The sequence below is a fragment of the Blastococcus sp. SYSU DS0617 genome (assembly GCF_054051075.1).
In genome coordinates, this window is the sequence record NZ_JBJHAO010000015.1 from 81,404 (window position 1) to 93,756 (window position 12,353).

At 69.2% G+C, this 12,353-nt stretch carries 23 protein-coding genes; all 23 read right to left on the bottom strand.

Annotated elements, in window-relative coordinates:
• Positions 1-5: 5 nt before the first annotated feature.
• The 23 genes from ACI793_RS15910 to rpsJ all read right to left on the bottom strand — a co-directional run bounded on the left by ACI793_RS15910 (position 6) and on the right by rpsJ (position 12,243).
• On the bottom strand, positions 6-626 hold the full coding sequence (locus ACI793_RS15910) for an adenylate kinase (RefSeq protein ID WP_456607349.1): 621 nt from the start codon (positions 624-626) through the stop codon (positions 6-8).
• Positions 626-1,936, bottom strand: coding sequence for a preprotein translocase subunit SecY (secY, locus tag ACI793_RS15915; protein WP_456607350.1), 1,311 nt, complete (start codon positions 1,934-1,936; stop codon positions 626-628). Before secY ends, ACI793_RS15910 begins: the two co-directional genes overlap by 1 nt.
• Positions 1,937-2,066: 130 nt before the next feature.
• On the bottom strand, positions 2,067-2,510 hold the full coding sequence (gene rplO, locus ACI793_RS15920) for a 50S ribosomal protein L15 (RefSeq protein ID WP_456607351.1): 444 nt from the start codon (positions 2,508-2,510) through the stop codon (positions 2,067-2,069).
• A 13-nt stretch (positions 2,511-2,523) separates the two neighbouring features.
• Entirely contained in the window at positions 2,524-2,703 is a 180-nt protein-coding gene (gene rpmD, locus ACI793_RS15925; protein WP_311343780.1) for a 50S ribosomal protein L30, read from the bottom strand.
• Position 2,704: 1 nt separating this feature from the next.
• Entirely contained in the window at positions 2,705-3,337 is a 633-nt protein-coding gene (gene rpsE, locus ACI793_RS15930) for a 30S ribosomal protein S5 (protein ID WP_456607352.1), read from the bottom strand.
• Positions 3,338-3,386: 49 nt separating this feature from the next.
• Positions 3,387-3,794 (bottom strand): 50S ribosomal protein L18, encoded by a 408-nt coding sequence (rplR, locus tag ACI793_RS15935; RefSeq protein WP_456607353.1) that lies wholly within the window; start codon positions 3,792-3,794, stop codon positions 3,387-3,389.
• Positions 3,794-4,333 (bottom strand): 50S ribosomal protein L6, encoded by a 540-nt coding sequence (gene rplF / locus ACI793_RS15940; protein WP_456607354.1) that lies wholly within the window; start codon positions 4,331-4,333, stop codon positions 3,794-3,796. The genes rplR and rplF overlap by 1 nt, the downstream gene beginning before the upstream one ends.
• A 14-nt stretch (positions 4,334-4,347) precedes the next feature.
• Positions 4,348-4,758, bottom strand: coding sequence for a 30S ribosomal protein S8 (rpsH, locus tag ACI793_RS15945; RefSeq protein ID WP_311343776.1), 411 nt, complete (start codon positions 4,756-4,758; stop codon positions 4,348-4,350).
• A gap of 143 nt (positions 4,759-4,901) precedes the next feature.
• On the bottom strand, positions 4,902-5,087 hold the full coding sequence (locus ACI793_RS15950) for a type Z 30S ribosomal protein S14 (RefSeq protein WP_091981751.1): 186 nt from the start codon (positions 5,085-5,087) through the stop codon (positions 4,902-4,904).
• Positions 5,088-5,106: 19 nt separating this feature from the next.
• Positions 5,107-5,691: a 50S ribosomal protein L5 gene (gene rplE, locus ACI793_RS15955; RefSeq protein ID WP_456607355.1), complete on the bottom strand. Its 585-nt coding sequence runs from the start codon at positions 5,689-5,691 to the stop codon at positions 5,107-5,109.
• A 2-nt stretch (positions 5,692-5,693) separates the two neighbouring features.
• A complete protein-coding gene (rplX, locus tag ACI793_RS15960) occupies positions 5,694-6,041 on the bottom strand; it encodes a 50S ribosomal protein L24 (protein ID WP_449495070.1) in 348 nt (115 codons plus the stop codon).
• 2 nt (positions 6,042-6,043) lie between these two features.
• Positions 6,044-6,412, bottom strand: a complete 369-nt coding sequence (gene rplN, locus ACI793_RS15965) for a 50S ribosomal protein L14 (protein WP_456607356.1) — start codon at positions 6,410-6,412, stop codon at positions 6,044-6,046.
• 206 nt (positions 6,413-6,618) lie between these two features.
• Positions 6,619-6,921, bottom strand: coding sequence for a 30S ribosomal protein S17 (gene rpsQ / locus ACI793_RS15970; RefSeq protein ID WP_456607357.1), 303 nt, complete (start codon positions 6,919-6,921; stop codon positions 6,619-6,621).
• On the bottom strand, positions 6,918-7,151 hold the full coding sequence (gene rpmC, locus ACI793_RS15975) for a 50S ribosomal protein L29 (RefSeq protein WP_091929105.1): 234 nt from the start codon (positions 7,149-7,151) through the stop codon (positions 6,918-6,920). Before rpmC ends, rpsQ begins: the two co-directional genes overlap by 4 nt.
• Positions 7,151-7,567, bottom strand: coding sequence for a 50S ribosomal protein L16 (gene rplP, locus ACI793_RS15980; protein ID WP_456607358.1), 417 nt, complete (start codon positions 7,565-7,567; stop codon positions 7,151-7,153). The genes rpmC and rplP overlap by 1 nt, the downstream gene beginning before the upstream one ends.
• Positions 7,568-7,570: 3 nt before the next feature.
• Positions 7,571-8,515, bottom strand: coding sequence for a 30S ribosomal protein S3 (rpsC, locus tag ACI793_RS15985; protein WP_456607359.1), 945 nt, complete (start codon positions 8,513-8,515; stop codon positions 7,571-7,573).
• Positions 8,515-8,976: a 50S ribosomal protein L22 gene (gene rplV / locus ACI793_RS15990; RefSeq protein ID WP_456607360.1), complete on the bottom strand. Its 462-nt coding sequence runs from the start codon at positions 8,974-8,976 to the stop codon at positions 8,515-8,517. The genes rpsC and rplV overlap by 1 nt, the downstream gene beginning before the upstream one ends.
• Positions 8,977-8,996: 20 nt before the next feature.
• Positions 8,997-9,278, bottom strand: coding sequence for a 30S ribosomal protein S19 (gene rpsS, locus ACI793_RS15995; RefSeq protein WP_029340037.1), 282 nt, complete (start codon positions 9,276-9,278; stop codon positions 8,997-8,999).
• A gap of 21 nt (positions 9,279-9,299) precedes the next feature.
• Complete coding sequence (rplB, locus tag ACI793_RS16000) at positions 9,300-10,133, bottom strand: 50S ribosomal protein L2 (protein ID WP_091770149.1); 834 nt, start codon at positions 10,131-10,133, stop codon at positions 9,300-9,302.
• 51 nt (positions 10,134-10,184) lie between these two features.
• A complete protein-coding gene (gene rplW, locus ACI793_RS16005) occupies positions 10,185-10,487 on the bottom strand; it encodes a 50S ribosomal protein L23 (RefSeq protein WP_456553893.1) in 303 nt (100 codons plus the stop codon).
• Positions 10,484-11,260: a 50S ribosomal protein L4 gene (rplD, locus tag ACI793_RS16010; RefSeq protein WP_456607361.1), complete on the bottom strand. Its 777-nt coding sequence runs from the start codon at positions 11,258-11,260 to the stop codon at positions 10,484-10,486. Before rplD ends, rplW begins: the two co-directional genes overlap by 4 nt.
• Entirely contained in the window at positions 11,257-11,922 is a 666-nt protein-coding gene (rplC, locus tag ACI793_RS16015) for a 50S ribosomal protein L3 (protein WP_456607362.1), read from the bottom strand. The genes rplD and rplC overlap by 4 nt, the downstream gene beginning before the upstream one ends.
• 15 nt (positions 11,923-11,937) lie before the next feature.
• Positions 11,938-12,243 carry a 30S ribosomal protein S10 gene (gene rpsJ, locus ACI793_RS16020; RefSeq protein ID WP_014377994.1) on the bottom strand — a complete coding sequence of 102 codons (306 nt, stop codon included), beginning with the start codon at positions 12,241-12,243 and terminating at the stop codon, positions 11,938-11,940.
• Between the last annotated feature and the right edge of the window lie 110 nt (positions 12,244-12,353).

Below are 12,353 nucleotides of genomic sequence, written 5' to 3' on the forward strand. Positions count from 1 at the left end.
CCGTCTCAGGCGCCGGCCGGGGCCGCGCTCGGGTCGGGATCCTCGGGGTCCACGCCCAGCGCGCGCAGCGCCCGGGCCGTGACCTCCTCCACGGAACCGATCGCGTCGATCCGGGCGAGCAGCCCCGCGTCCTCGTAGAACCCGGACAGCGGCGCGGTCTGTTCCCGGTAGACCTCGAGGCGGTGCCGGACGGTCTCGGGCTTGTCGTCGTCGCGCTGGACCATCTGGCCGTCGACGAGCATGCGCCGCCCGGAGAGGCGACGGACCAGCTCCTCCTCCTCCACCACCAGCTCGAGCACCCGGTCGAGACCGTGGCCGAGATCGGCCAGGGACGCGGCCAGCTGCTCCGCCTGCGCGATGGTGCGCGGGAAGCCGTCGAGCAGGAACCCGGCCTTGGCGTCGGGCTCGGCGAGCCGGTCCTTGACCATGGCGACGGTGATCTCGTCGGGGACGAGGTCACCGGCATCCATGTAGACCTTGGCCTTCTGGCCGAGCTCGGTCTGACCGCTGACGTTCGCCCGGAAGATGTCCCCGGTGGAGATCGCCGGGACGGCGAGACGGCCAGCGATGAACTGCGCCTGGGTGCCCTTGCCCGCTCCGGGGGGCCCCAGCAGGACGATGCGCACTACTTCAGGAACCCTTCGTAGTTGCGCTGATTCAGTTGCGTCTCGATCTGCTTCACCGTCTCCAACCCCACTCCGACCATGATCAGCACTGCGGTCCCGCCGAACGGGAAGTTCTGGTTCTGGCCCTCCTGCGTCACTGCCAGGAAGAAGTTCGGCAGCACGGCCACGGTCCCGAGGTACAGCGCACCCGGCAGGGTGATCCGGGACAGCACGTACTGCAGGTACTCGGCCGTCGGCCGTCCGGGCCGGATGCCGGGGATGAAGCCGCCGTAGCGCTTCATGTCGTCCGCCCGCTCCTCCGGGTTGAACGTGATCGACACGTAGAAGTACGTGAAGAAGACGATCAGCGCGAAGTAGAGGGCGACGTGCACGGGGCTGCTCTGGTCGATGATGTGCCGCTCGAAGAACTGCCGGACCGAGCCCGTCTCGTCCCCCTGCAGCTGGCTGATCAGCTGCGGCAGGTAGAGCAGCGAGGAGGCGAAGATGACCGGGATGACGCCGGCCTGGTTCACCTTCAGTGGCAGGTAGGTCGAGGTGCCGCCGTACATCCGGCGGCCGACCATGCGCTTCGCGTACTGGACGGGGATCCGCCGCTGCGCCTGCTCCACGTAGACGACGGCGCCGATGATGAGGACCGCGAAGGCGCAGACGACGCTGAAGACGAGCACGCCGCGGGTCTGCAGGATCGAGCCGCCCTCGGCCGGGATGCGCGCGGCGATCGAGGTGAAGATCAGCAGCGACATGCCGTTGCCGATCCCCTTCTCGGTCAGCATCTCGCCGAACCACATCACCAGCGCGGTGCCTGCGGTCAGCGCGACGACGAGGATGACCGTCGTCCAGACCGACTCGGACGGGATGATCGACTCGGAGCAGCCGGGGAACAGCTGGCCGCTGCGGGCCAGGGCGATGATGCCGGTGCTCTGCAGGACCGCCAGGGCGATCGTCAGGTAGCGGGTGTACTGGGTCAGCTTGGCCTGACCCGACTGCCCTTCCTTCTTCAGCTGCTCGAAGCGCGGGATGACCACGACCAGCAGCTGGACGATGATGCTCGCGGTGATGTACGGCATGATGCCGAGCGCGAACACCGACAGGCGCAGCAGTGCGCCGCCGGAGAAGAGGTTGACCAGCGAGTAGATGTCGCGCTGGGAGCCGGCCTCGGCGAGCTCGAGGCAGTTGTTGATCGCCTCGACCGACACCCCCGGCCCCGGCACCTGGGCGCCCAGCCGGTACACGGCGATGATCGCCAGGGAGAACAGCAGCTTGCGCCGGAGATCTGGCGTCCGGAACGCCGCGGCGAACGCCTGCAGCACGAGCCCTCCCCTTATCGGTCGAGTGAGGTTAGCAACCTGCCCGCCGGCGATGGCGCAGGGCGGACAGGACAAGACCCCCCTGCGCCGCCCCGCCGCGCGGATCGCGCGGCGGGGGGCAGGGGGGCCTCGATCAGATGCGGGTGGTGCTGCCCCCGGCTGCGGCGATCTTCTCGGCGGCAGCCGAGGAGAAGGCGTGGGCCGAGACGTCGACCTTGACGCCGCCGAGCTCGCCGGTGCCGAGCACCTTCACCGGCTGGTTGCGGCGGACCGCACCGGCCTCGGCGAGGGTGTCCGGGTCGACCGTCCCGCCCTGGGGGAACAGCGCCGCGATCCGGTCGAGGTTGACGACCTGGAAGACGACCTTGTTCGGGGGCTTGAAGCCCGAGAGCTTGGGCAGCCGCATGTGCAGCGGGGTCTGCCCACCCTCGAACCGGGCGGAGGTGTTCCCGCGCGCGCCGGTGCCCTTGGTGCCGCGACCGGCCGTCTTGCCCTTGGAGCCCTCACCGCGACCCACGCGGGTCTTGGCGGTGTGGGCGCCCGGGGCCGGACGCAGGTGGTGGACCTTCAGAGTCATAGCGAGTCTTTCCTCAGACTTCTTCGACGGTGACCAGGTGCGGCACCGTCGCGACCATCCCGCGGATCTCGGGACGGTCCTCCTGGACGACCGAGTCGTGGATCCGCTTGAGGCCCAGCGAACGCAGCGTCTGGCGCTGGTTGGGCTTCGTGCCGATGGCCGACTTGATCTGGGTGACCTTCAGCTGCGCCATCTCAGACTCCCTGGCCCGCACGGGCACGGAGCATGGCCGCCGGGGCGACGTCCTCCAGGGGCAAACCGCGGCGGGCCGCGATCTCCTCGGGACGGACGAGGTCCTTCAGCGCCTGCATCGTGGCGTGCACGATGTTGATCGGGTTCGAGGACCCGAGGCTCTTGGACAGCACGTCGTGGATGCCGGCGCACTCCAGGACGGCGCGCACCGGGCCACCGGCGATGACACCGGTACCGGGGCTGGCCGGCTTGAGCAGCACGACACCGGCGGCCGCCTCACCCTGCACCGGGTGCGGGATGGTGCTGGCGATGCGCGGCACGTTGTAGAAGTGCTTCTTGGCCTCCTCGACACCCTTGGCGATCGCCGCGGGCACCTCCTTGGCCTTGCCGTAGCCGACGCCGACCTTGCCGTCGCCGTCACCGACGATCACCAGGGCGGTGAAGCTGAAGCGACGACCACCCTTGACGACCTTGGACACGCGGTTGATGGCGACCACGCGCTCGATGTAGTTGCTCTTCTCGGCGGGTGCGCCGCCGGGGCCCCGCCCGCCGTCACGACGGTCACGGCGGTCGTTGCCGCCGGGGCCGCCGGCGCCACCGCCGGCGCCACCGCCGCGTCGCTGTGGTCCTGGCATCAGACGTCCCTCTCGATCTGCTCGCTCGTGCTGCTGGTGTGGGTGGTCATCAGAAGTCCAGCCCACCCTCGCGGGCACCGTCGGCCAGGGCGGCGATGCGACCGGCGTACCGGTTGCCACCACGGTCGAAGACGACCGCCGAGATGCCGGCGGCCTTCGCCCGCTCCGCCACCAGGGCACCCACCTGACGGGCCAGGGCGGACTTGTCGCCCTCGGCACCCTTCAGGCTGGCGTCCATCGTGGAGGCGCTGACCACCGTGCGGCCGACGGTGTCGTCGACGACCTGCACGTGGATGTGGCGCGTGCTGCGCTTGACCACCAGGCGCGGACGCTCGGCGGTACCGGAGACCCGCTTGCGCAGCCGGTTGTGGCGACGCAGCCGCGAGGTGCGGCGCGCCGTGCTGATGTCGGTCCCGACGGGCTTGTGGACCCGAGCGGCCTTCTCTGCCTGAGCCATCACTTACCCGTCTTCCCGACCTTGCGCTTGACGACCTCGCCCTGATACCGCACGCCCTTGCCCTTGTACGGGTCGGGCTTGCGGATCTTGCGGATCTTGGCTGCGACCTCACCGACGAGCTGCTTGTCGATGCCGGAGACCCGCAGGCGGGTCGGCGACTCGACGGCGAAGGTGATGCCGTTCGGTGCCTTGACCGGCACCGGGTGGCTGAAGCCCAGGGCGAACTCGAGGTCCGAGCCGCGCGCCTGGACGCGGTAGCCGACGCCGACGATCTCGAGGGTCTTCGTGTACCCCTCGGTGACGCCGGTGATCATGTTGGCGATCAGCGTCCGCGAGAGCCCGTGGAGGGCGCGGTTCTGCCGCTCGTCGTTGGGGCGCTGCACCCGCAGCGTGCCGTCCTCGTCGCGCTCGACGGTGATCGGCGCGGCGACCGTGTGGGCGAGTTCGCCCTTCGGTCCCTTCACGCTGACCGTCTGGCCGTCGATCGCGACGTCCACGCCACCGGGCACGGCGATCGGGAGTCGTCCGATCCGTGACATCTTCGCTCGCTCCCTTACCAGACGTAGGCGAGGACTTCCCCACCCACGCCCTTCTTGTTCGCCTGCTTGTCGGTGAGCAGCCCGGTGGACGTGGAGATGATCGCCACGCCCAGGCCGCCGAGCACCTTGGGCAGTCCGGTGGACTTCGCGTAGACCCGGAGACCGGGCTTCGACACGCGCTTGACACCAGCGATGCTGCGCTCGCGGTTGGGGCCGTACTTGAGGTCGACCACCAGCTGCTTGAAGGTGCTGCCGTCCTTCTCGACGTCGTCGACGCGCCAGCCGGCGATGTAGCCCTCCTGCTGGAGGATCTCGGCGATGTGCGTCTTGAGCTTCGAGGACGGCATGACCGCGGCGTCGTGGTACGCCTGGTTGGCGTTCCGCAGCCGCGTCAGCATGTCCGCGATCGGGTCGGTCATCGTCATGTCGGGTGTTGCCTCTCTCGCCGCGGTTCCTCGTGCGCTGGGTCTCGGAGACTTGGCGCTGGGCCTGTCGGCGATCGGTGGTGCTCGAAGTGGTGCAGGGGTGGTGCGCTAGCTGTTCCGGTCGACCACGGAGGTGGTGCGACCTACCAGCTGGACTTCTTCACGCCCGGGAGCTCCCCGGCGTGCGCCATCTCCCGCAGGCAGATCCGGCAGAGGCCGAACTTGCGGAACACCGAGTGCGGACGACCGCACCGCTGGCAGCGGGTGTAGCCACGGACCGCGAACTTCGGCTTGCGGGCCGCCTTGTTGATCAGCGCCTTCTTGGCCATTGCTTCTCTCCTGCCCGACTCAGCGGACGGTCGTGACGACGGGCTGGCCGGCGAAGGGGAACCCGAGCTGGCGGAGCAGCTCGCGACCCTCCTCGTCGGTCGTGGCGGTGGTGACCAGCGTGATGTCCATGCCGCGAGGTCGGTCGATCTTGTCGACGTCGATCTCGCGGAACATCGACTGCTCGTTCAGCCCGAACGTGTAGTTGCCGTGGCCGTCGAACTGCTTGGCGTTCAGGCCGCGGAAGTCACGGATACGGGGCAGGGCCAGCGAGAGCAGGCGGTCGAGGAACTCCCACATCCGGTCGCCGCGCAGGGTGACCTTCGCGCCGATCGGCATGCCCTCGCGGAGCTTGAACTGCGCGATGGACTTGCGGGCCCGGACGACGGCCGGCTTCTGACCGGTGATGGCGGTGAGGTCGCGGACCGCGCCGTCCATCAGCTTCGCGTCACGGGTCGCCTCGCCGACGCCCATGTTGACCACGATCTTGGTCAGCCGGGGGATCTGCATGACGTTCTCGTAGCCGAACTCGCTCTGCAGCGCCGGCGCGATGTTCTCGCGGTAGTTGGCGAGCATGCGGGGCAGCTCGCGGGAGGGTGCGCTCATGATCAGAGGTCCTTACCGGTGCGCCGCGAGACCCGGATGTTGCGGCCTTCCTCGTCCTTGCGGTAGCCGACCCGGGTCGGCTTGTCCTCGGAGTCGATCACCATCACGTTGCTCACGTGGATGGGAGCCTCCTGCGTGACGATCCCGCCCTGCTGGGCGCCGCGCTGGTTCGAGCTGATGCGGGTGTGCTTCTTGACGCGCCCCACGCCCTCGACGAGGACCTTCTGGAGCTTGGGATAGGCCGCGATGACACGACCCTTGGCGCCCTTGTCCTTGCCCGCGAGCACCAGGACGGTGTCGCCCTTCTTGACCTTCATGGACGGCGTCTTGCCGTTGCTGGTGGCAGCCATGATCACAGCACCTCCGGGGCGAGCGAGATGATCCGCATGAAGCGCTTGTCGCGCAGCTCCCGACCGACGGGCCCGAAGATGCGGGTACCGCGCGGGTCGCCGCTGTCGCGGATGATGACCGCGGCGTTCTCGTCGAAGCGGATGTAGGAACCGTCCGGGCGACGGCGCTCCTTCGCGGTGCGGACGATGACGGCCTTGACGACGTCACCCTTCTTCACACCTGCACCCGGCAACGCGTCCTTCACGGTGGCGACGATGATGTCGCCGATGCCCGCGTAGCGTCGCCCCGAGCCGCCGAGCACCCGGATGCAGAGGATCTCCTTCGCACCGGTGTTGTCGGCGACACGCAGTCGCGACTCCTGCTGGATCACGTGCTACTCCCAAATACTTGTGGTGACAGCCGGGCCGGAACGGTGAACCGGCTGTCCGGCACCGCGTGCGGACGCACCGGCGGCGCGAGCCGCCGGTGCGTCCGAGCACGGGTACCGGGATGCGGCGCGCTGCCCTCGGATGAGCGGTGAGGTGCGCGCCAGTGGTCCAGGGTACTCCTACCCCCACGGCCCCGGAGGGCCGCCTCTTACTTGGCCTTCTCGACGACCTGGACGAGCCGCCACCGCTTGGTGGCCGACATCGGCCGGGTCTCCATGATCTGCACGCGGTCGCCGATGCCGGCGACCCCCTGCTCGTCGTGGACCTTCAGCTTGGTCGTGCGGCGGATGACCTTGCCGTAGAGGGCGTGCTTCACGCGGTCCTCCACCTCCACGACGATGGTCTTCTGCATCTTGTCGCTGACCACGAGGCCCTCGCGGACCTTGCGGTACCCGCGACCGGCCAGGCCCGGGCCGGACGCCACGGTGCTGGTCGACTGGGGATCGCTCATGCCACACCCTCGTTCGGGGCGACCGAGAGACCCAGCTCGCGCTCGCGCATGATCGTGTAGATCCGGGCGATGTCGCGGCGGACGGTCTGCAGTCGCCGGTTGTTGTCCAGCTGGCCGGTGGCCACCTGGAAGCGCAGGTTGAACAGTTCTTCCTTCGACTCACGCAGCCGCGAGGCGAGCTCGTCGACGGAGAGCTCGCGCAGCTCGGGAGCGGTCAGACCGGCGGCCATCACACTTCTCCATCTCGGGTGATGAAGCGGCACTTCATCGGCAGCTTGTGGATCGCGCGGCGCATGGCCTCACGGGCCACCGGCTCCGCGACACCGGACAGCTCGAACAGCACGCGGCCCGGCTTGACGTTGGCCACCCACCACTCGGGCGAGCCCTTGCCGGAACCCATGCGGGTCTCGGCCGGCTTCTTGGTCAGCGGACGGTCCGGGTAGATCGAGATCCACACCTTTCCGCCACGCTTGATGTGCCGGGTCATCGCGATACGCGCGGACTCGATCTGCCGGTTGGTGACGTACGCGGGCTCGAGCGCCTGGATCGCGAACTCACCGAAGTTGATCTCGGTGCCGCCCTTGGCCCGGCCCGACCGGCTCGGGTGGTGCTGCTTGCGGTGCTTGACGCGCCGTGGGATGAGCATGGCTCAGCTCTCCGTGTTCTCGGTCGCCGTGGTGTTGTCGGCAGCCGTGGTCTCGGCGGCCGCGGTGGCCTGGGGGCCCGCGGCCTCAGCGATGGTCTGCTCGGTCGCGGACTCGCCGGAGGTCTGCGCCACAGTGCTCTCGGCAGCCGCCGTCGTGGTGTCGGTGACCGGCCCGGTGGAGGACTCGACCGCGGCGCGGCCGGCCTCGGTGCCACCGGCGGTGGTGCCCGACGAGCCCGAGCGGCGGGGACGCTGGGGGCGCTCGCGACGCTGACCCTGACGCTCGGCCAGGGCCTCGAGGGCCGCGCGCTCGGCGCGCGATCCGCTGACGTCACCCTTGTAGATCCACACCTTGACGCCGATGCGGCCGAAGGTGGTGCGGGCCTCGTAGATGCCGTAGTCGATGTTCGCGCGCAGCGTGTGCAGCGGCACCCGGCCCTCGCGGTAGAACTCCGAGCGGCTCATCTCGGTGCCGCCGAGGCGACCCGAGCACTGCACGCGGATGCCCTTGACCTGCGGGCTGCGCTGCGCCGACTGCATGGCCTTGCGCATCGCGCGACGGAAGCTCACCCGGCTGGAGAGCTGCTCGGCGACGCCCTGGGCGACCAGCTGCGCGTCGGACTCGGGGTTCTTCACCTCGAGGATGTTCAGCTGCACCTGCTTGCCGGTGAGCTTCTCCAGCTCGCCGCGGATGCGGTCGGCCTCGGCGCCGCGGCGGCCGATGACGATGCCCGGGCGGGCGGTGTGGATGTCGACGCGGACCCGGTCACGGGTGCGCTCGATCTCCACCTTGGAGATGCCGGCCCGCTCCATGCCCTTGGACATGAGCTTGCGGATCGCGACGTCTTCCTTGACGTAGTCCTTGTACAGCTTGTCCGCGTACCACCGGGACTTGTAGTCGGTGGTGATCCCGAGTCGGAACCCGTGCGGGTTGACCTTCTGACCCACTAGCGGGTCCCTCCCCTCGTGTTGTTCTGCTGGGTCGCCGGGCCGGTCATGCCGGTCTCCCGGCGCGCCTTGCGCGACTTCTGCGCGAGGACGTCGCTGGTGGCGACCTCGCTCACCTCGATGGTGATGTGGCTCGTCCGCTTGTTGATGCGGAACGCCCGGCCCTGCGCACGCGGACGGATCCGCTTGAGCGTGGGGCCCTCGTCGACGTAGGCGGCGCTGACGACCAGGGCGGCCGGGTCGAGCTGCAGGTTGTGCTCGGCGTTGGCCACCGCGCTGGCGACCACCTTCGCCACCGGCTCGCTGGCGCTCTGCGGCGCGTAGCGCAGCAGCGCGAGCGCCTCGTCGGTCGGCAGATAGCGGACCATGTCCACCACCCGGCGTGCCTTCATGGGGGTCACGCGGACGAAGCGGGCGGTAGCCCGGGCGACCGGTGCCTCCTGTCCCAACTGGGAAGTCATCGAAATCTCTCTCTACCTGGTCAGCCCCGCCGCGAGCGGCGGTCGTCCTTGATGTGCCCACGGAACGTGCGCGTGGGAGCGAACTCGCCGAGCTTGTGCCCGACCATCGCCTCGGTCACGAACACCGGGACGTGCTTGCGGCCGTCGTGCACCGCGAGGGTGTGACCCAGCATGTCCGGGATGATCGTCGAACGACGTGACCAGGTGCGGATCACGTTCTTGGTGCCCTTCTCGTTCTGGGCGTCCACCTTCTTGAGCAGGTGGTCGTCGACGAACGGGCCCTTCTTCAGGCTGCGTGGCATGTCTGTCGGCTCCTATCCCGCTCAGCGCTTCTTGTTGGCGCGCCGGCGGCGCACGATCAGGGCGTCACTGGCCTTGCGCTTGCGCGTCCGGCCTTCCGGCTTGCCCTTGGGGTTCACCGGGTGACGACCACCGGAGGTCTTGCCCTCACCACCACCGTGCGGGTGGTCCACCGGGTTCATGGCGACACCACGGACGGTCGGGCGCTTGCCCTTCCAGCGCATGCGGCCGGCCTTGCCCCAGTTGATGTTCGACTGCTCGGCGTTGCCCACCTCGCCGACGGTCGCGCGGCAGCGCACGTCGACGTTGCGGATCTCGCCCGACGGCATGCGCAGCTGGGCGAACCGGCCCTCACGGGCGACCAGCTGGACGCTGGTACCCGCGGACCGGGCGATCTTCGCGCCGCCACCGGGACGGAGCTCGATGGCGTGAACCACCGTGCCGACCGGGATGTTCCGCAGCGGCAGGTTGTTGCCCGGCTTGATGTCGGCCGCGGGACCGCACTCGACCGTGTCGCCCTGCTTCAGGCGGGCCGGGGCGATGATGTAGCGCTTCTCCCCGTCGGCGAAGTGCAGCAGCGCGATGCGCGAGGTGCGGTTCGGGTCGTACTCGATGTGCGCGACCTTGGCCGGCACACCGTCCTTGTCGGCCCGACGGAAGTCGATCAGCCGGTAGGCGCGCTTGTGACCGCCACCCTGGTGGCGGGCCGTGACCTTGCCGTGGACGTTGCGTCCACCGCGGCCGTGCAGCGGCCGGACCAGCGACTTCTCGGGATGGTCGCGGGTGACCTCGGCGAAGTCGGCGACGCTGGAGCCGCGGCGGCCCGGCGTCGTCGGCTTGTACTTACGGATAGCCATTGCTGACTCAGTCCCTGTCTATATCTCTGGTCCGGTCGGTATCGGGTGCCGTCAGGCGCCCGGGCCGCCGAAGATCTCGATGCGGTCGCCGGGGGCCACGGAGACGATGGCGCGCTTGGTGTCCTTGCGCTTGCCCATCTGCGTGCCACGGCTGCGCTTGCGCTTGCCCTGGCGGTTGATCGTGTTCACGCCGATGACCTTCACGTCGAAGATCTGCTCGACCGCGATCTTGATCTGCGTCTTGTTGGCCTCGGGCAGCACGATGAACGTGTACTGGTTGCTGTCGAGCAGCCCGTAGCTCTTCTCCGAGATGACCGGGGAGAGCAGCACGTCCCGGGGGTCGCGGACGCTCATGCCTTCTCCTCGGTGGTCTCTTCGACGGTGCCCTCGCCGGCGGCGGGAGCGATGGACGGGACGCCACCGGAGATCTCGCGGGTGGCGAGATCGGGCAGGTCGGCGCCGGAGCGCTTGCCCTTGGCCGGTCCGGCGACGAACTCGGCGAGAGCCGTCTCGGTGAAGACGACCTCGTCGGCGACCAGCACGTCGTAGGTGTTGAGCTGGCCGGCCTCGATCAGGTGCACCTGCGGCAGGTTGCGCAGGCTCACCCAGTTGAGGACGTCGTCGTGGTCGAGGACGACGAGGACCTTCTTGGCCGAGGTGATCGCGGTGAGCGTCGCCATGGCGGCCTTGGTCTTCGGGGCGTCGCCGTCGACGAAGGCCGACACGACGTGGACCCGACCCTCGCGCGCCCGGTCGGAGAGGGCGCCACGCAGGGCAGCGGCCTTCATCTTCTTGGGCGTCTTCTTGGTGTAGTCGCGCGGCACCGGGCCGTGGGCGATGCCACCGCCGGAGAACTGCGGGGCGCGCAGCGAGCCCTGGCGGGCGCGGCCGGTGCCCTTCTGGCGGTAGGGCTTGGCGCCCGTCCCGCTGACCTGGGCGCGCGTCTTGGTCGAGTGCGTGCCCTGGCGGGCCGCGGCCAGCTGGGCCACGACGACCTGGTGCATCAGCGAGACGTTCGCGTCGGCGTCGAAGAGCTCACCGGGCAGCGTCACGCTGCCGGTCGTCTCCCCTGCCGGCGTACGGACGTCGACCTGGCGGTCGGTGCGCGTCTCGGTGGACTGGGTCACTTGGTGTCACTCCCCACGGGGCCGCCCTTGACGGCCGAACGAACGAGCACGAGCCCGCCCTTCGGACCGGGGATGGAGCCCTTGATCAGCAGCAGACCGCGCTCGGCGTCCACCTTGTGGACGACCAGCGACAGCGTCGTCGTCTTCACGTGGCCCATGCGGCCGGCCATCTTCAGGCCCTTGAACACGCGACCGGGGGTCGACGCGCCACCGATGGAGCCGGGAGAGCGGTGCTTGCGCTGCACGCCGTGCCCGGCGCCCAGGCCCTTGAAGCCGTGACGCTTCATGACACCGGCGGTGCCCTTGCCCTTGCTGGTGCCGATGACGTCGACCTTGGCCACGCCGTCGAACACCTCGGTGGTCAGCTCCTGGCCGACCGTGTACTGCCCGGCGTCCTCGGTGCGCAGTTCCACCAGGTGCCGCCGCGGCGTCACGCCCGCCTTGGTGAAGTGCCCGCCCTCGGGGCGGTTCACCTTGCGCGGGTCGATCTCACCGAACCCGAGCTGGACGGCGGAGTAGCCGTCGACCTCGGGGGTGCGCACCTGGGTCACCACACACGGGCCCGCCTTGACGACGGTCACCGGCACGAGGCGGTTGTTCTCGTCGAAAACCTGGGTCATCCCCAGCTTCTCGCCGAGGAGACCACGAAATGTGCTCGCCATGTCTGCTGACTGCCCTTACTGAATGTTGACGTCGACCGAGGCCGGCAGGTCGATGCGCATGAGCGCGTCCACCGTCTTCGGCGTCGGGTCGAGGATGTCGATGAGCCGCTTGTGCGTGCGCATCTCGAAGTGCTCGAACGAGTCCTTGTACTTGTGCGGCGAACGGATCACCGCGTACACGTTCTTCTCCGTCGGCAGCGGCACGGGGCCGACCACTCGTGCTCCGGTCTTCGTGACCGTCTCCACGATGCGTCGCGCCGAGGCATCGATCGCCTCGTGGTCGTAGGCCTTCAGCCGGATGCGGATCTTCTGTCCCGCCATCGCTGTCTTCTGCTCCTGCCGATCGGTTGTGAAAGTTCGAGTGGGTCTGCTGACCCGGGTGGGTCCGGACTCCGGACCCGGTGGTGGGCGGCGGCCGGCTCGCGGCCGCC